The organism is Colwellia sp. MEBiC06753 (assembly GCF_053470325.1).
Genome location: NZ_JBQMTM010000031.1, coordinates 1 through 17,538 on the forward strand (window position 1 = coordinate 1; position 17,538 = coordinate 17,538).

At 39.8% G+C, this 17,538-nt stretch carries 15 protein-coding genes, 2 tRNA genes and 1 rRNA gene; 8 read left to right on the forward strand and 10 right to left on the reverse strand.

All coding sequences use genetic code 11. The features are described from left to right. Positions 1-195: 195 nt before the first annotated feature. Positions 196-271, reverse strand: a tRNA-Glu gene (locus ACOB82_RS17425). Positions 272-295: 24 nt separating this feature from the next. Then, positions 296-371 (reverse strand) — tRNA-Ala (locus tag ACOB82_RS17430). 349 nt (positions 372-720) lie between these two features. Between ACOB82_RS17430 and ACOB82_RS17435 the strand changes: the two genes are divergently transcribed. Further along, entirely contained in the window at positions 721-1,644 is a 924-nt protein-coding gene (locus ACOB82_RS17435) for a gluconeogenesis factor YvcK family protein (RefSeq protein ID WP_448214280.1), read from the forward strand. Positions 1,645-1,746: 102 nt separating this feature from the next. Here ACOB82_RS17435 and dcd read toward each other — a convergent pair whose 3' ends face one another. Both dcd and apbC read right to left on the reverse strand, forming a co-directional pair. Further along, positions 1,747-2,340: a dCTP deaminase gene (gene dcd / locus ACOB82_RS17440; protein WP_448214281.1), complete on the reverse strand. Its 594-nt coding sequence runs from the start codon at positions 2,338-2,340 to the stop codon at positions 1,747-1,749. Positions 2,341-2,384: 44 nt separating this feature from the next. Continuing rightward, a complete protein-coding gene (gene apbC / locus ACOB82_RS17445) occupies positions 2,385-3,488 on the reverse strand; it encodes an iron-sulfur cluster carrier protein ApbC (RefSeq protein WP_448214282.1) in 1,104 nt (367 codons plus the stop codon). A 165-nt stretch (positions 3,489-3,653) separates the two neighbouring features. Between apbC and metG the strand changes: the two genes are divergently transcribed. The 3 genes from metG to trhO all read left to right on the forward strand — a co-directional run bounded on the left by metG (position 3,654) and on the right by trhO (position 7,465). Next, positions 3,654-5,693, forward strand: a complete 2,040-nt coding sequence (metG, locus tag ACOB82_RS17450) for a methionine--tRNA ligase (RefSeq protein WP_448214283.1) — start codon at positions 3,654-3,656, stop codon at positions 5,691-5,693. A gap of 154 nt (positions 5,694-5,847) precedes the next feature. Continuing rightward, positions 5,848-6,228 (forward strand): VOC family protein, encoded by a 381-nt coding sequence (locus tag ACOB82_RS17455; RefSeq protein ID WP_448214284.1) that lies wholly within the window; start codon positions 5,848-5,850, stop codon positions 6,226-6,228. A gap of 253 nt (positions 6,229-6,481) precedes the next feature. Then, positions 6,482-7,465, forward strand: a complete 984-nt coding sequence (trhO, locus tag ACOB82_RS17460) for an oxygen-dependent tRNA uridine(34) hydroxylase TrhO (RefSeq protein ID WP_448214285.1) — start codon at positions 6,482-6,484, stop codon at positions 7,463-7,465. Positions 7,466-7,628: 163 nt separating this feature from the next. Here trhO and ACOB82_RS17465 read toward each other — a convergent pair whose 3' ends face one another. Next, entirely contained in the window at positions 7,629-9,278 is a 1,650-nt protein-coding gene (locus tag ACOB82_RS17465; protein ID WP_448214286.1) for an electron transfer flavoprotein-ubiquinone oxidoreductase, read from the reverse strand. A gap of 293 nt (positions 9,279-9,571) precedes the next feature. On the opposite strand from ACOB82_RS17465, the gene ACOB82_RS17470 reads away from it, so the two are divergent. The 3 genes from ACOB82_RS17470 (at position 9,572) to ACOB82_RS17480 (ending at position 11,683) form a co-directional block, all read left to right on the forward strand. Beyond that, a complete protein-coding gene (locus ACOB82_RS17470) occupies positions 9,572-10,324 on the forward strand; it encodes an electron transfer flavoprotein subunit beta/FixA family protein (protein WP_448214294.1) in 753 nt (250 codons plus the stop codon). Continuing rightward, on the forward strand, positions 10,321-11,244 hold the full coding sequence (locus ACOB82_RS17475) for an electron transfer flavoprotein subunit alpha/FixB family protein (protein ID WP_448214287.1): 924 nt from the start codon (positions 10,321-10,323) through the stop codon (positions 11,242-11,244). The genes ACOB82_RS17470 and ACOB82_RS17475 overlap by 4 nt, the downstream gene beginning before the upstream one ends. A 109-nt stretch (positions 11,245-11,353) precedes the next feature. After that, entirely contained in the window at positions 11,354-11,683 is a 330-nt protein-coding gene (locus ACOB82_RS17480; protein ID WP_448214288.1) for a stress response translation initiation inhibitor YciH, read from the forward strand. A gap of 27 nt (positions 11,684-11,710) precedes the next feature. On the opposite strand, the gene ACOB82_RS17485 is transcribed toward ACOB82_RS17480, so the two are convergent. Both ACOB82_RS17485 and ACOB82_RS17490 read right to left on the reverse strand, forming a co-directional pair. Beyond that, positions 11,711-12,565, reverse strand: a complete 855-nt coding sequence (locus tag ACOB82_RS17485; protein ID WP_448214289.1) for a hypothetical protein — start codon at positions 12,563-12,565, stop codon at positions 11,711-11,713. 322 nt (positions 12,566-12,887) lie between these two features. Further along, a complete protein-coding gene (locus tag ACOB82_RS17490) occupies positions 12,888-14,405 on the reverse strand; it encodes a sigma 54-interacting transcriptional regulator (protein WP_448214290.1) in 1,518 nt (505 codons plus the stop codon). A gap of 256 nt (positions 14,406-14,661) precedes the next feature. On the opposite strand from ACOB82_RS17490, the gene megL reads away from it, so the two are divergent. Then, on the forward strand, positions 14,662-15,867 hold the full coding sequence (gene megL, locus ACOB82_RS17495) for a methionine gamma-lyase (RefSeq protein ID WP_448214291.1): 1,206 nt from the start codon (positions 14,662-14,664) through the stop codon (positions 15,865-15,867). Positions 15,868-15,903: 36 nt separating this feature from the next. On the opposite strand, the gene ACOB82_RS17500 is transcribed toward megL, so the two are convergent. The 3 genes from ACOB82_RS17500 to rrf all read right to left on the reverse strand — a co-directional run bounded on the left by ACOB82_RS17500 (position 15,904) and on the right by rrf (position 17,538). Further along, positions 15,904-16,326: an HIT domain-containing protein gene (locus tag ACOB82_RS17500; RefSeq protein ID WP_448214292.1), complete on the reverse strand. Its 423-nt coding sequence runs from the start codon at positions 16,324-16,326 to the stop codon at positions 15,904-15,906. A gap of 3 nt (positions 16,327-16,329) precedes the next feature. Then, positions 16,330-17,277 carry a ribosome biogenesis GTPase YlqF gene (gene ylqF, locus ACOB82_RS17505; protein WP_448214293.1) on the reverse strand — a complete coding sequence of 316 codons (948 nt, stop codon included), beginning with the start codon at positions 17,275-17,277 and terminating at the stop codon, positions 16,330-16,332. A gap of 147 nt (positions 17,278-17,424) precedes the next feature. After that, positions 17,425-17,538, reverse strand: a 5S ribosomal RNA gene (gene rrf, locus ACOB82_RS17510).

A 17,538-nucleotide genomic window follows, 5' to 3' on the forward strand; every position in this document is an offset into this window, starting at 1 on the left:
TGTTACCGCCGTGAAAGGGCGGTGTCCTAGGCCTCTAGACGAACGGGACATCAAAACTTCAACATAAGCTTGCGCTTATTGCTTTGATGTAAGGCTTAAGGTGGCCTTACACGCTAATTTATTTAGTCAGCACTGTATTATTTACCCTGCTCACTTGGAGTGTTACATGACCTAGTATGTAACCTACCGAAATAGTGGCATCCCGTAGGGGATTTGAACCCCTGTTACCGCCGTGAAAGGGCGGTGTCCTAGGCCTCTAGACGAACGGGACGCAAAATTGCGAATTCGCAAAAAATGGTGGAGCTATGCGGGATCGAACCGCAGACCTCTTCGCTGCCAGCGAAGCGCTCTCCCAGCTGAGCTATAGCCCCAGTATAGTCAAACATAAAACATTTGAATAAACTGGCTTTAAACAAGTGACCTAGTACTCGTTGAAAGCGAGGCGCATTTTAGGCACCCCCCTAATCTGTGTCAACTATTAATTTAAAAAAAACGGCAAAATTAACCGACTTTGCAATCAAACGTTCATAATAACGCCAAAATGGTTAATTTTTATCTATTCAAACAGTTAGCTTGATTTTATTATCTGTAGGCTCATTGCAATGTGGTACGATGTGTTTACTGGTTAACGCTAATTAACATAATGAATCTACCGTGATTCTTTATTTTTACGTACATTAACGTTAGAGTTTAACTAATTGGTTAAGATTTGTTCGTCATATGATGGAATTAAAAAAATTAAATATCGTCGCCATTGGTGGCGGACATGGTTTAGGGCGAGTGCTTTCCACTTTGTCCTTTATGCATGATCAACTGACAGGGATTGTAACGACCACAGATAATGGTGGCTCTACTGGCCGCTTGCGTAAACGTAGCTCTTCAATTGCTTGGGGCGACTTACGTAATTGCCTAACACAGCTAGTCGATGAAAACAGTGTAGGTAACCAGTTATTTAACTTCCGCTTTGATGGCCAAGACGAGCTTGGTGGTCATAACTTAGGTAACTTAATTCTTTACGGTTTAGGTCAAATTCAATCTCGGCCACTGGACTCAATCAAACTAGTTCGCCGAATTCTAAGAGTTAAAACTCAAGTATTACCAATGTCGGAGTCCCCTACTGATCTAATGGCTTTTTATCCGGAAGGTCGATGTCGTGTCGGTGAACTGTCTGTAGACGATATGCCGATTATGCCCAAAAGCTTAATGCTTGCACCGCTAGTAAAGGCTCCTGAGCAATGTGTCACAGCTATTAACAATGCCGATTTAATTTTATTAGGGCCAGGTAGTTTTTTAACCAGCGTAGTACCACCGCTGTTAGTTAGAGATATCGCTAACGCACTCAATCAACGCAAAGGTCACTGTATCTTTATCGAAAATATTGTTGCGGAAAATAGCCCGGCATCACAATTAACGCTTGATGAAAAGTTCGATTGGATTGAAGAGAATATTGGCTGTTTGCCAATTGATAGTGTGATTTGTCAAGACCGCTCGGTAACGACCGAGCGCGCGAATGTAATTTATCACGATGTTTCAAGTGAAGACGTTAAACATCATCATGATAAAGCAAAATTAATTGAAGCCTTGCACTTGTGTATTGCACAAATTAAGCCGAAACCAAGATTAAAGCTCGCTAAAGTCGAGTAATTTCGGACTTTAGCTCTTTTTCAACTAATGCAATAAAATCGCAACACAAGCTCAATAAAAGCGCAATAATATTTCAGTAAATAATTACGCTACTTCGAGGTATCACTTTGAGGTGTCGTCTTCGCTAATACGACTAGCAACCGCGCCGGTTTGCCCTTTGTATTTAGCATCAACACGTTTATTGTAAGGACGTAAAGCCTCACCAGACATAGTTTCAAAATTCAATGCCGCTATTTTCATTTTTGGGCGTAATGCAAGCGGCAATTTACCACTGTTGTAGAATTCTAGAACAATCTGACCTGACCAGCCTGGATCAATACGATGAGCGGTAACATGTACCATCAAGCCTAAACGTGCAAGTGATGAACGACCATCTAACCAACCAACAATATCCGCAGGTAAAGTAACCGACTCGTAAGTCACGGCTAACGCCAGTTCACCGGGATGTAAGAAAAATGCTTCGCCGTCAGGAATGACAATTTCATCCCCCATTACCGTATTCATTTGCTTTTGGACTTCTTCGCGCGGACCACTTAGATCAATATATGGCGCAGTATTATTAGTAAACACACGGAATTCATTACCTAGACGAATGTCAACGCTAACACCAGAGATCATTGAAGCATCAGGCTTAGGCGTAATAATTATTTTTTCTTGTGCTAAGCATCGTTCAATATCTTGGTCACATAATCTCATAATTTTTCTTCTTAAATCATTTAAAATAAGTAAAGTTTTGCCGACTATTGCTCTGCTTCAACGACTACACTCGGAGCCATTGGGCTATGCATATCCAGCGAATAATAGACTTTCGTAGCAATATTGCGGGCTATTTTACGGTACTGCTGGCAGATGTCACTATCTGGCATAGCATTAAATAAATTTTCCCCCAAATCAGCTTCTTGTCTAATGTCTAGCGTTAATGGTAATTGCCCAAGCAACGGCACGTTATTAAGCTCGGCGATATCTTTACCGCCTTCAGCACCAAATATATGACTATGATGACCACAATTTTCACACTGGTGATAACTCATGTTTTCAACTACCCCAATAACCGGTACCTTGACTTTATCAAACATAGCAATGCCTTTTTGCGCATCAGCCAAGGCAATATCTTGCGGTGTTGTTACTATTACCGCACCAGCAACAGGTACCTTTTGCGAAAGTGTTAGCTGAATATCACCGGTTCCCGGCGGCATATCAATCAATAGATAATCAAGCTTTGGCCACTTCGTTTCATTTAATAGTTGATTAAACGCTGCGCTGGCCATTGGCCCACGCCAAACAGCGGCATCACTATCTGGCACTAAATAGCCTATCGACATTGATGCTATACCATCGGCGTCAACCGGTTGCATTAATTTACCATCACTGGTTGTCGGCTTTTCATCCGCTTGCCCTAACATGGCAGGAATCGAAGGGCCGTAAATATCAGCATCTAAAATACCTACGCTTAACCCTTCTGCCTGCATTGCTCTGGCAATATTTACTGTGGTTGTTGATTTGCCAACACCACCTTTCCCCGAGGCAATAGCAATAATATTTTTAATATTCGGTATTGAATGTTGGCGCACGGCATTTATCTGACAGTTAAAAACCAAATTTACTTCAACTGCTAACTGCTCACTCAATTGCTGAATTAAGGGATTAAGCTCAGCCTCAGCGGGAAATGGCAATGTCAATTCAATCACCAACTTATTCTTATCATCAAGACAAGCAAAGTGACTTGCTACTTTTAGCACCCCATAAGGAAACGCTTGAGTTTGATAACCAGCTAAGGCCTCAGTGATTAGCGTTAATGTCGGTTCACTTACTGATTTTTTCTGGTTAAAAAGCTGACGAAACAAATCTACTGCTCCTAAGATCTTTATTTGTTCTTTATTTATTGAAGCAAAAAATGAAAATTTGCCTAGAAATATTAATGAAAATAACCGTTAAATTCTGTACTATTGCGCCATCGATTACCACCTAAATGTGTTTTCACACAATACTCAGGACTAATGTCAAAAGCTATGTCTCAAGAAAAACGTAAAATTTTAGTGACCTGTGCCCTTCCTTATGCCAACGGTTCAATTCACTTAGGCCATTTATTAGAACATATTCAAACCGACATTTGGGTACGCTTTCAGCGTATGCGTGGTCATGAAACCTATTTTGTTTGTGCCGATGATGCCCATGGCACGCCAATTATGCTTAAAGCACAAGAGCTTGGTATTAGCCCAGAGCAAATGATTGATGGTGTGCGTGAAGAGCACATGGCAGATTTTAACGATTTTCTTATCAGTTTTGATAACTATCACTCAACTCACAGCGAAGAGAATAAAGCATTTGCCACTGAAATTTATAATAAATTACATGCTGGTGGTCATATTAAAACCCGCACTATTTCGCAGCTTTACGATGAAGAAAAAGGCATGTTTTTGCCGGATCGATTCGTTAAAGGCACTTGCCCTAAGTGTAAAAGCGAAGATGAAAACGGTGACAGCTGTGATAACTGTGGTGCTACCTATTCTCCTACTGAAGTCATTAACCCTCGTTCAGTCGTATCTGGTTCAACACCGGTGCTTAGAGATTCTGAGCACTATTTCTTTGACTTACCAGCGTTTGAGCAAATGCTTAAAGAGTGGACGACAGGCGGCTCATTACAAGATGAAATGGCCAATAAACTCAATGAATGGTTTGAGTCTGGTCTGCAGCAATGGGACATTAGTCGTGACGCACCTTATTTTGGCTTCGAAATTCCCAATGCCCCCGGTAAGTTTTTCTATGTCTGGTTAGACGCGCCTATTGGCTATATGGGCAGTTTCAAAAACTTATGTGATAAGCAAAATATCGACTTTGATAGTTACTGGAATAAAGACTCTGACGCTGAGCTTTATCATTTTATCGGTAAAGATATTATTTACTTCCACAGCTTATTCTGGCCGGCAATGTTAGAAGGTGCGGGTTACCGTAAGCCAACGTCGGTTTACGCCCATGGTTTTGTTACCGTAAACGGCGCGAAAATGTCTAAGTCTAAAGGGACATTCATTAAAGGTCGTACTTATCTAGATCATTTAAATCCAGAATATTTACGTTATTACTATGCGGCGAAATTAACTAACCGCATTGATGATTTAGATTTAAACCTTGAAGATTTTGCCCAACGTGTAAACTCTGATTTAGTCGGTAAAGTGGTGAATATCGCTTCACGTTGTGCCAGCTTTATTACCAAACGTTTTGATGGCATGTTATCAAGCAATGTCGATGATCAAGCATTAGCCGACGAAGTAATGGCCGCTGGAGATAGCTTAGCAGCGCTTTATGAAAAACGTGAATTTGGTAAAGCCATGCGCGAAATTATGGCGCTTGCGGATAAAGTTAACGAATACATTGCAGTAAAAGAGCCTTGGCAGCTAGTTAAAGATGAAACGAAGCAACAAGAAGTTCAAGATATTTGTTCGTTAGGTATTAATCTATTCCGAATTTTGATGATTTATTTAAAGCCAGTGCTACCTGCTCTTGCCGAGAAAACCGAAGGCTTCTTAAATGATGAATTAGTCTGGGATGGTCATAAAGCACTTTTAACCAACCATCAAATTAATAAATTCAAAGCGTTATTACAACGTATTGAAATGGATAAAATTGAAGCGATGACCGAAGCATCAAAAGAGTCATTGGCAGCTCCAGAAGCAGCTAAACCTGTAACAGGACCATTGGCTGATGATCCTATTTCTCCAGAAATTCAATTTGATGATTTTGCTAAGATAGATTTACGTATTGCCAAAATTGTCAAAGCGGAACATGTTGAAAAAGCCGATAAATTATTACGCCTTGAACTTGCATTAGATGAAGATGGCAGCGAAACTCGCCAAGTATTTGCTGGTATTAAATCAGCGTATCAACCGGAAGATTTAATTGGCAAGCTTACCGTCATGGTGGCTAACTTAGCGCCTCGCAAAATGCGCTTTGGCATGTCTGAAGGCATGGTGTTAGCTGCAGGCCCAGGCGGTAAAGATTTGTGGATATTAAATCCAGAGGAAGGCGCACAACCGGGTATGCGCGTTAAATAACCGCTTATTCAATTTTTATCGTCAATAAAGAAAAAAAGCTCGTGATTACGGGCTTTTTTTTCATATACTCGATAGCACATTTAGCTTTGAACCAATTACCAGCTTGAAGGTAATTAACATTATTTATATAACCAACAATTGATAAGGAATTTACATGTTTAGTCACATTATGATTGGCGCTAACGATATTGACGTTGCAAAAAAATTCTATGATGCCGTGCTCGGTGCTATGGGCCACAAACCAGGCGTTATTGATGAAAAAGGCCGTTGTTTCTACTTTACTGATACTGGCATTTTTGCACTAACTAAACCAATCAATGGCGAGCCAGCATGTCATGGCAATGGTACTACTATTGGTTTCCACGCTGCGACACCAGAAATTGCTGATGCGTGGCACGCTGCAGGCGTTGCCAATGGCGGCACTAGCTGTGAAGATGCTCCCGGTATTCGCACAACGCCAAGAGGTGATTTATACCTTGCGTATTTAAAAGATCCGTCAGGCAATAAAATTTGTGCTTTGCACAAAGTCGGTTAATAGCCAATGATGTTACCTAAGGCTGGCATGATGTAACGTACATGTTGGCCTTAAATCAGCTTAACTATTTTTTTTTACTTTTATTTTTACTTATTTTTTTACTTTTATTTTTTGCTACCCAAGAACTAGCACTCCTTTTAACGCTAACTTTTACAATCTTGTAATAAATCCCTATAATAGCGCCCGCTTTTTTAGCAAATTACTTACTTTTTAATTACGCACGGGATTTACGTTCCCGCTAGCAGGAAAAAATATGACTCAATATGTTGTTTGTGCAATGTATAAATTTGTTGCACTTGAAGATTTCGAAGCCATCCGCACATCATTGTTAACAACAATGGAAGCTAACCAAATTTGCGGCACGCTATTACTAGCCAAAGAAGGTATTAACGGTACCGTTGCTGGCAGCCGTGAAGCGATTGACACCTTACTTGCTTGGTTCAAACAAGATACTCGCTTAGCCGACATTTCATACAAAGAATCTTATACCGAAGAAAAACCGTTTAAACGCACCAAAGTTAAACTGAAAAAAGAAATTGTTACTATGGGCGTTGAAGGTATTGATCCTCGCCATGTAGTTGGTACATACGTTAAGCCGCAAGACTGGAATGCGTTAATTTCCGATCCTGAAGTGTTTGTGGTTGATACTCGTAACGACTATGAAGTGCAAATTGGCACCTTTGAAAATGCCGTTGATCCAAACACTAAAACCTTCCGAGAGTTCCCACAATGGGCGAAAGAAAATATGGATCCGGCTAAGCATAAGAAAGTAGCCATGTTCTGTACGGGTGGGATCCGCTGTGAAAAATCAACCGCTTATATGAAAGAGCAAGGTTTTGAAGAGGTTTATCACTTAGAAGGCGGTATTTTAAAGTATTTAGAAGAAGTACCAAGCGATGAAACCATGTGGCAAGGCGAATGTTTTGTATTCGATGATCGCGTTACCGTAGACCATCACTTACAAGCAGGTAAATATGATCAGTGTCATGCCTGTCGAATGCCGATATTAGAAGAAGACAAAGCCAAACCTGAATATCAAAAAGGTGTGAGCTGTCACCACTGCTTTGCCGAGACTACCGAAGAACAACGTGCACGTTATGCTGAACGTGAGCGCCAAATGGAACTTGCTAAGCAACGTGGTGAAACCCACGTGGGCTCTGAAGCTTATAAAATATTAGAGCAGCGTAAAGCCGAGAAAAAGGCACGTATTGCGGCGCAACAGGCCGCTCAAAAGTAAGTCTAGTTTAAATTGGTCGTAGTTAATTAAATAGTACCTGAGTAGGTAATAGGCGACTAAACATAAACCATTAAAAAGGCGCCAATTGGCGCCTTTTTTATTTCTAAGCTAGTCCTAAATCTAGGCCTTGGCCTAAACCTAAACCTAAACCTAAACTACCAAATTACATATTTGGATAGTTTGGACCACCAGTACCTTCTGGCGCTACCCAAGTAATATTTTGGCTTGGATCTTTGATGTCACAAGTTTTACAGTGAATACAGTTTTGGGCATTGATCACAAACTTTTTACCGTCTTCTGTTTCCTGAATTTCATATACGCCTGCCGGACAATAACGCTGTGCTGGTTCAGCATATTTTTCCATGTTAACCGTCAACGGAATGGAGGCATCAGCTAATTTTAAGTGACACGGCTGTTCTTCTTCATGGTTAGTATTTGATAAAAATACTGAAGATAAGCGGTCAAAACTTAGCTTGCCATCAGGTTTAGGGTACGAAATAACTGGCGCTTCACTCGCTAACTTTAATTGAGCGTGATCAAGTGACTCATCTTTAAAGTTAAATGGTAATTTACCACCAAAGAAATTTTGATCGACGGTGTTATACGCCCCGCCCCAGAACGTACCAAATTTATGCATTGCTGGGCCAAAGTTACGGGTATTGTACAACTCGTCATATAACCATGATTCTTTAAATTTCGCTTCATAGCTAGTTAACTCTTTACCACCTTCGCAACCTGAAGCTAATGCTTCAAAAATAGCTTCAGCTGCTAACATACCTGACTTCATCGCGGTATGGTTACCTTTAATTTTGGCAAAGTTAATAGTACCAGCATCACAGCCTACCAATAATGCGCCCGGCATCGTTTGCTTAGGTAAAGAATTGAAACCACCTTTGGCAATGGCACGAGCACCGTATGACACGCGCTTACCGCCTTCAAGGTATTGTGCAATTTTCGGGTGATGTTTATAACGCTGGAATTCTTCAAACGGGCTCATATGCGGGTTTGAATAATTTAAATCAATGATAATACCAACGAATACTTGGTTATTTTCGGCGTGATATAAATAGCCACCACCAGATGTTTCTTTATCTAATGGCCAACCTGCGGTGTGAACCACTAAACCTTCTTGATGCTTTTCAGGATCTATATCCCAAATTTCTTTAAAGCCGATGCCGTAATGTTGCGGTGATTTACCGTCATTTAAATTGAAATGACTAATCAGCTCTTTACCTAAATGACCACGACAGCCTTCGGCAAATACAGTGTACTTAGCGCGAAGTTCCATGCCAGGCATAAACGAGTCTTTCTCGTTACCTTCGGCATCTAAGCCCATATCACCTGTGATAATACCGCCCACGCAGCCATCTTCATTGTAAATGATTTCTTGCGCGGCAAAACCAGGGAAAATTTCAACACCTAAGCCTTCTGCTTGCTCAGCCAACCAACGACAAACATTACCCATACTAACGATATAGTTGCCTTCATTGTGCATAGTTTTTGGCACAGCAAAGCCCGGTAGCTTAATTGCGTTATCTTCACTATTAAGTAAATAAATATCGTCGCCTTTAACAGCAGTATTAAGTGGTGCGCCTTTTTCTTGCCAATCAGGAAATAACTCAGCCATGGCTCTAGGTTCAAAAACTGCACCTGATAAAATATGAGCACCAACTTCAGAGCCTTTTTCTACCACACAGACCATCAGCTCTTGATCTTTTTCTTGCGCTTGTTGCATCAAACGACAAGCAGTTGCTAGGCCAGATGGACCGGCACCTACGATGACGACATCAAACTCCATCGATTCGCGTTCCATATTTCCCCCTTGAATAATGTTTCTCGCGAAATTCAAACGCACGTTTGAAATTCAAACATGTGTTTGATAATATCCCCCCATTATAGATATTTTGAATACAAATACTATCCTGTAAATAACAATTTACTGAGCAACAATTGATTTTACTCAATAAGACTTAGTGTTTGGTACGCATTTGATTGACGCGAGTGCAAACTAAAAGTAGTCTTTCGAGCCATTATTCAAACAACATCACCAGTTAAGTGAATATTTACTGGTGACTTAGACATTACAAGAAACAAGTAGAGGCGATGATGAAAGTATTAGTCCCCATCAAACGCGTAATTGACTATAACGTCAAAGTTCGTGTTAAATCGGATAATTCAGATGTTGATTTAGCTAACGTAAAAATGGCAATCAACCCTTTCTGTGAAATTGCGGTTGAAGAAGCTGTTCGTTTAAAAGAAGCTGGCACAGCTACTGAAGTAGTTGTGGTTTCAATTGGCGATAAAAAATGCCAAGAGCAAATTCGTACGGCTTTAGCATTAGGTGCTGATCGCGCAATTCATATTGAAACTGAAGAGTCGTTAGATGCATTAAACATCGCTAAACTTTTACAGAAGATTGTTGAAGAAGAAGCACCACAATTAGTGATTTTAGGTAAGCAATCAATTGATTCTGACAATAACCAAACTGGCCAAATGCTTGCTGCATTAACTGGTATGCCACAAGGTACTTTTGCTTCTGAAGTAAAAGTTGATGGCGATAAAGTTAACGTGACTCGTGAAGTAGACGGCGGTTTGCAAACAGTTGCATTAAATTTACCAGCAATCGTTACTACTGACTTACGCTTAAACGAACCTCGTTATGCTAAGCTTCCAGATATCATGAAAGCAAAACGTAAGCCTTTAGATGTTAAAGCTGCAAGTGATTTAGGCGTTGAACTAAGTGCTCGTACTAAATTATTAAAAGTTACACCGCCAGCTGAACGCAGCGCAGGTATTGTTGTTGAAAGTATCGAGCAACTAGTTGATAAATTGAAGAATGAAGCGAAGGTGATCTCATGATTTTAGTTTACGCAGAACACGATAACAGCCAGTTAAAATCTGAAACATTAAAAACAGTTGCTGCTGCACAAGCTATCGGTGGTGACATTCATCTTTTAGTTGCTGGCCATAACTGTGGCGCAGTTGCTTCCGAGGCAGCAAAAGTTAATGGTGTAGCTAAAGTATTAGTCGCTGATAACGCTGCATACGAGCATCAATTAGCAGAAAACGTCAGCTTATTAGTGACTGAACTTGCTGCTGATTACGATACAGTAATTGCCACTGCATTAACTACGGGCAAAAACTTTATGCCACGTGTTGCAGCGTTATTAGATGTTGCGCAAATTTCTGACATTATCGGTGTCGAAAGTGCAGATACGTTTGTTCGCCCAATTTACGCGGGTAACGCTATTGCAACAGTACAAAGCTTAGATAGCAAAAAAGTAATTACTGTTCGTGCCACTGCCTTTGATGCGGTAGCGACTGATGGTAGTGCTGAAGTTGTAACCTTAAGCCAAGCAACTGATGCTGGTATTTCTAGCCATGTTTCAGATGAGTTAACTGTATCAGAACGCCCTGATTTAGGTGCGGCATCGGTTGTTATCTCTGGTGGTCGCGGTATGCAAAATGGCGAAAACTTCAAATTACTTGAAGGTATTGCTGACAAGCTTGGCGCTGCTATTGGTGCATCTCGTGCTGCTGTTGATGCAGGCTTTGTACCTAATGATATGCAAGTTGGCCAAACAGGTAAAATTGTTGCACCTGACTTATACATCGCCGTTGGTATCTCTGGTGCTATTCAACACTTAGCGGGTATGAAAGACTCTAAAGTGATTGTTGCCATCAATAAAGATCCTGAAGCGCCAATCTTCCAAGTGGCTGATTATGGCTTAGTGGCAGATTTATTTGATGCGTTACCAGAATTAGAAAACGCATTATAATTTAACTGTTCTTTATTTTATAAAAACCAGCGCTAGCTTTGCTTTCGCTGGTTTTTTTATTGGCTATGATTACCTATAATGGTGCTTTCCGATTTAAAGGGGTTTAGCAATGTCTTGGCAAGATCAACTCTCCACTCTCGTCTACTCTACTGATAAGGGTAAAATTACCCCTGAAAAAACTGAAACAATCACGCCAAGTGATGGTTTTGCTAAAGTTCGCCGCGAAACCAAAGGCCGTAAAGGCAAAGGTGTTATTGTTATCTCAGGCCTTGGTCTTGATCAAAAGTCATTAAAAGAGCTTGCCAGTAAATTAAAAAAAAGCTGTTGTACTGGTGGTAGTGTTGTTGATGAAACTATTGAGATTCAGGGTGACAAACGCGATAACATTAAAGCTGTACTAGAAAAAGAAGGCTTTAAAGTTAAATTTATTGGTGGTTAGTCTGATAAAAATAATCTGTGCAATAAATTAATGTGGTTTAGCAAAGTTTAGCCATAACTCTTTACGCGAAATGGGTGTTGCTACAGGTAAAATTGGGTTAGCTAATTTAATGATTTGTCGATGCTCTTGATAGACTTTATTAACCACTTCACCGTAGTGCTGCTGAAATAATCGTTCAAAGCTGCCATCAGCTAATGCTTGCTCTAGCCCAAAGGCAATGTCTGTCGCCAGTTCATCGTTATCTTTTGCCACATAAAAGTAATAAGCCGTTGGGTAATGCATTAACACATGACGATCTTTAATAATCGGCAAGTCCTTATTTTTATCGAGTTCCCAATCAACCTCAATAATCGAGCGCGGAAAATAATCAAAACGCTTCCCCGCTAGCATTTGAAATAAGCCTTGATAACTCGCGCCTTTTTCAACTTTTACACCGTTTCCTTCAAGCACAGCTGAGTCTGACCACGTATGAAGTTGGCCAGCACTAAATACTTTAAACTCTTCAGTTGAAGATATTGTGGCAAATTTTTCTGGTTCAGACTGGTGAATTAATGGAATGCGCCAACCAAACAGCCCTTTAAGTAATGGGAAACGAATAGGTTGCATAATTTTTTCCCGAGCTTGGGTAGAGCCAGCCGCGACAACATCTATTCCCTGATGTTCGGCAATCATTGAAAATACTCTAAGTTTAGGTACATCTTCGTTATAGAACTTAAGCTGGTATTGCTTTTCTGGCGTATAAGAAAGTGCAAGTAAGATAAGTTGCGTAAAGTAATCATCCCGTTCATTGCCAGGAAATATAACCTCTTGCGCCACTGCAGGAGCAATGAATAATTTTATTGAGAATAATAACCAGATAATACAAGTAACCGATTGCCTCATATCTCCCCCTTTGACCTGTGCTCTGATTAGAGCGTGTTGATCTTTGCTGTATGATTTTGCAGCAGTCAATCGATTCGTTTTAATGGCTTTTACTCGTTGTTACACCGCATTTATTTGGAACAACCAAACCTCACTTGGTGTGCCTAGATTAAAAGCCATTAAATTCGAACAATATTTATACCATAAAGACCAACACGCTCTAATTTTTCATTATTAAAACTATAACAAATTTAACTATTTCCTCGATCACCTTTTACGTCTATTGTCTATTGCGCTTTCTAGTTGTCTTTATATCGACTTATCTGTTACCTACCTTGTTAACTTAAGCTATACCATACTTTCTTAGCTTCATTGCTATTTTATTGTGAGAAACACCAAGTCGCTCCGCCAGTTTTCTTGTTGTCGGATATTGAGGGTATAATTCCGTTAATAATTCCCGTTCAAAATGCTCTTGTGCTGCTTGCCAGTTAGCTATATTTGCAATGCCACCTTTTAACGGCATATCCATTGGTTCATAGGTGCCAGTAGCAAAGTCATCTAATACACTTTTAACATCTACTTGATTAATTGTGTGGCCATTACTTAAAGCAACTAAACGAAACATCACACTTTGCAGTTGCCTAACATTGCCTGGCCAACTGTAGGTTAACAGGTAATTAATAGCATCTTTTGCCAGTACTGGAGTAGGCAGATTTACTTGCTGAGCCGCTTGTACAATAAAAAATTGACTTAATTCTGCGGTATCATCTTGCCGAGCTTTTAATGGCAAAATTGCTAAATTTAGTACATTTAATCGGTAGTAAAGATCTTCTCTAAAATGCTTAGCTTTCACTAACTCATCAAAATTCTGATGACTTGCTGAAATAATCCTAACATTTGCATTTAACTCCCTAGTTCCCCCTAGCCGCCTAAAGCTATAATCTTGAAGAAACCTTAAGAGTTTTGCCTGTAAATAAACCGACATTTCTGCCACTTCATCAAGAAAAACCGTACCGCCATTAGCCAATTCTAATAACCCAGGCTTACCCTGAGCATTAGCACCGGTAAACGCCCCTGCTACATAACCAAAGAGTTCACTTTCTAAAAGTTGCTCTGGTAAGGCAGCACAATTGATCGCCAAAAATGGTCCTGAATTTCTGCTACTTTGTTGATGAATAGCCCTAGCGACTAACTCTTTACCTGTTCCGGTTTCTCCAGTAATTAGCGTTGGCAAATCCAAACTGGAAAACTTAATAATTTGCTGTTTTAACGCGGTGATATGTGCTGAATGACCAATAATATCATTTAAGCCACTTCCTTCATTGCCACTACGAAACATTGCCACATGCTGAGCAAGACGATTTAAAGATTTAAGAATTATCACAGAGCCACTATAACTGCCTTGCTGCCAAAGCGGGGTTATTTCAGCGTGGTATGCATTGTCTTCAAAATTGACCTCATATGAAAATGGTTGCATTGATTTGAGACGTTCAAAGGGTACATTCAACACTTTCTCAATAAATTTATTGCGATAAATATGGCTTTGGTAGTTGCAGGAAATGATTTCACCATATTGGTTAATATCAAAAATTGGATCTGGTATTCGCTTTAGCAATGCTTGTAAATGTTGTTCTCTAGACTCCGTTGGTAACCATTCAATTAACCGACAATCAACAACGCCAGAAACCTTAACTAACGCTTGTCTAATGTCATTAAACAATCGATTTTCCGCAGTAATATTTAAATAAATTGCACCAGTAATGACTTCCATTGCGTTTATATTAAGTGCGAGTTCATTTAACTTAGCCAGCACTTCATGGCTAATACCGATACGATCTTCAGACTCAATTTCAATCTTCATGTAACTTATTTATGACATAGTAATATTTTTATTACAAAGAAATATTAATCGAATAGCAATAGTTTTGTACGGCTTCATTGGCTTTTTAATATGTTAGATGCGGATACCTAAGAACATCGATGTAATATTTTTATTACAACACAAAATCACAAACAAATTAACATGTTGTTTTTATTGGCTTTTCATATTGGCGACATATTTGCATTGTAGTAACAATTCAATAGGCACAACTTTGTAATTAAAAAAAGAGCTATAAATGACCAAAAGTAACCATATCGAAACACAAGCTATTCATGCAGGCCGAATTAACGATGAGCAATTCGGCTCATTATCGACCCCGTTATATCAAACCTCGACATTCATTTTCGACAGTGCCGCACAAGGTGCAAAACGATTTGCAGGCGAGGAAGAAGGCTTTATCTATAGCCGCTTAGGTAACCCAACAACCAGACAGTTAGAAATGCGAGTTGCGGCTATGGAGTGTATGGAAGATGCAGCAGCAACCGCTACTGGCATGGGAGCAGTATCTGGCGCACTTTTAGCCAATTTAGTTTGTGGCGATCATTTAATTGCATCAAAGGCAGTATATGGCTGTTCATACGCCCTTATGGCTCATCAATTAACTAAATGGGGCATTGAAGTTTCATTTGTTGATATGACCAATACTAAAAATATTGAAGCGGCAATAAAACCAAATACCAAGGTGATCTTTTTAGAAACGCCAATTAACCCTAATTTAGTGGTACTTGATCTTCAGGCTATAGGTACTATTGCCAAACAACATCAACTTATCTCTATTGTCGATAATACCTTTTTAACTCCCGTGCTTCAGCAGCCAGCTAATTTTGGTATTGATATCGTTGTTCACAGTGCGACTAAATATTTAAATGGTCATGGTGATGTTGTTGCCGGCATTATTTGTGGCAATAATGAAATGATCCAAAAAATTAAATTTACTGTACTTAAAGATATTGGCGCGACCATCAGTCCACATGATGCTTGGCTAATTATGCGCGGTTTAAAAACGCTGCCAATACGTATGGAAAGGCATTGTAAGAATGCCCAAATAATTGCCGAATTTTTAGAGCAGCATCCACAAATCAAACAGGTCTATTACCCTGGGCTTAAAAGTCATCAAGGTCATAAATTTATCGGTAAGCAAATGAGCGCAGCGGGTGGCGTTATCGCATTTGAATTAAATGGTGATATAAACGATGGTGAACAGTTTATTAATCATATGAAACTATTCTCTATAGCAGTAAGTTTGGGTGATGCTGAATCGCTAATTCAACACCCAGCGTCAATGACCCACTCTCCCTATACTCAAGAAGAGCGTTTAGCAGCAGGGATTAGCGATAGCTTAATTCGGATTTCCGTAGGATTGGAGAATACTGATGATCTTATTGAAGATTTATCACAATCTCTTGAACATTTAGCAAAAAGCCACTCAAAAGTGGCTTAAGTACATAACGTAGGGATATGGTTTAGCTACATTAAGTTACTGTGCAAGTATTGCCATTAGGTTTGGCAATACTTGTGCCTTTAACGCAGCTATCTCATCAGCACTGTATGGCTTTAATGGATGTTCACCCCAAATAGGCTTTGGCCAAGCAATATCATTTTTAAAGCGAACGATATGATGAATGTGTAGTTGCGGACAAACATTTCCTAATGCCGCAACATTCATTTTATCGCCTTGAAATGCAGTCATTAATACCTCGCTAAGCATGCTCGATTCATTCAAGAACTGTTGCTGTTGTTGCCAGTCCATTTGATAGATATCTTGAACACTATCAACGCGAGGTACCAAAACAAACCAAGGGTAATTCGCATCATTCATTAATAATAACTTACTAAGTGGTAAATCAATTAATTCGATACAGTCTCTTACCAATAACTCATGTAATTGAAAGCCTTCCATTTATTACCTCTTTTTCTTTTTCGGTTTATTTTTACGACCACGCCCTCTAGCTTCTTTTCTAGCTTCTCGCTCGGCTATTTTTTGCGCTTCAAGTTCATTAAAATGAATGGTTTCTCGCTCGACCATCTCAGGTGTTTCAAAAGTCAACTCACCCAAGGTCTTATCACGAATTTCATTAATCAGTATTGCAGAGGCTTTATGAAAATCCACATAACCACCGCTTTTAACACAGCCACGCTTACGACCAAGCTCTTCAATTAGCTCTACTTCCGTTTGTGGCAACTCTTCAAACTTATAGCGCTCTAATAATCTATTAGGATATGCCTGTAATAAATATTCAGCGGCAAAACAGGCGATTTCTTCATGATCGAAAGCAGTATCTTTTACCGCGCTAGTCACAGCAAGTCGATAACCACTATTTTCATTTACTATTTTAGGCCAAAGCATGCCAGGTGTATCATAGAGGTACAAACCATCTTCTAATCGAATTCGCTGCTGCCCCTTAGTTACAGCAGGCTCGTTGCCTACTTTCGCTTTTGCTTTACCTACTAACGTATTGAGTAAAGTAGATTTTCCAACATTAGGGATCCCCATGATCACTGCGTTTATTTGCTTGCCAGTCTGATCTTTATTTGGCGCTAACTTGCGAATTAGCTGTGGAATTTGTTTGGCTATACTAGGAGACTCAGTGGTTAACGCTATCGCCTTAACATTTCGTTGCGCGTCAAAGTATTCTAACCACTGCTGAGTAAGCTCAGGATCTGCCAAATCAGATTTATTGAGAATTTTAATTAGCGGCTTATCCCCTCTAATCTCAGTGATCATTGGGTTTTCACTACTAAATGGCAGTCTAGCGTCACATACTTCAATAACAACATCTATTTGAGGCAAAATTTCTTTTATTTCCTTTTGCGCTTTGTGCATGTGTCCAGGAAACCAGTTGATAGCCATATAATCGCCTTAATAAAAATAAATGTAATTTTATCACTTGGTTAAGCGATAATCTCAATAATAACCAATTTTAAACAGAAACAACGAATAAAAACCTTCAGACAGCAAAAAGCCCGACTCAGATGAGTCGGGCTTTTGATATTAGGTGCCTAGCGATGTCCTACTCTCACATGGGAACTCCCACACTACCATCGGCGCAGTTGCATTTCACTTCTGAGTTCGGCATGGGTTCAGGTGGTTCTACAACGCTATTGTCGCTAG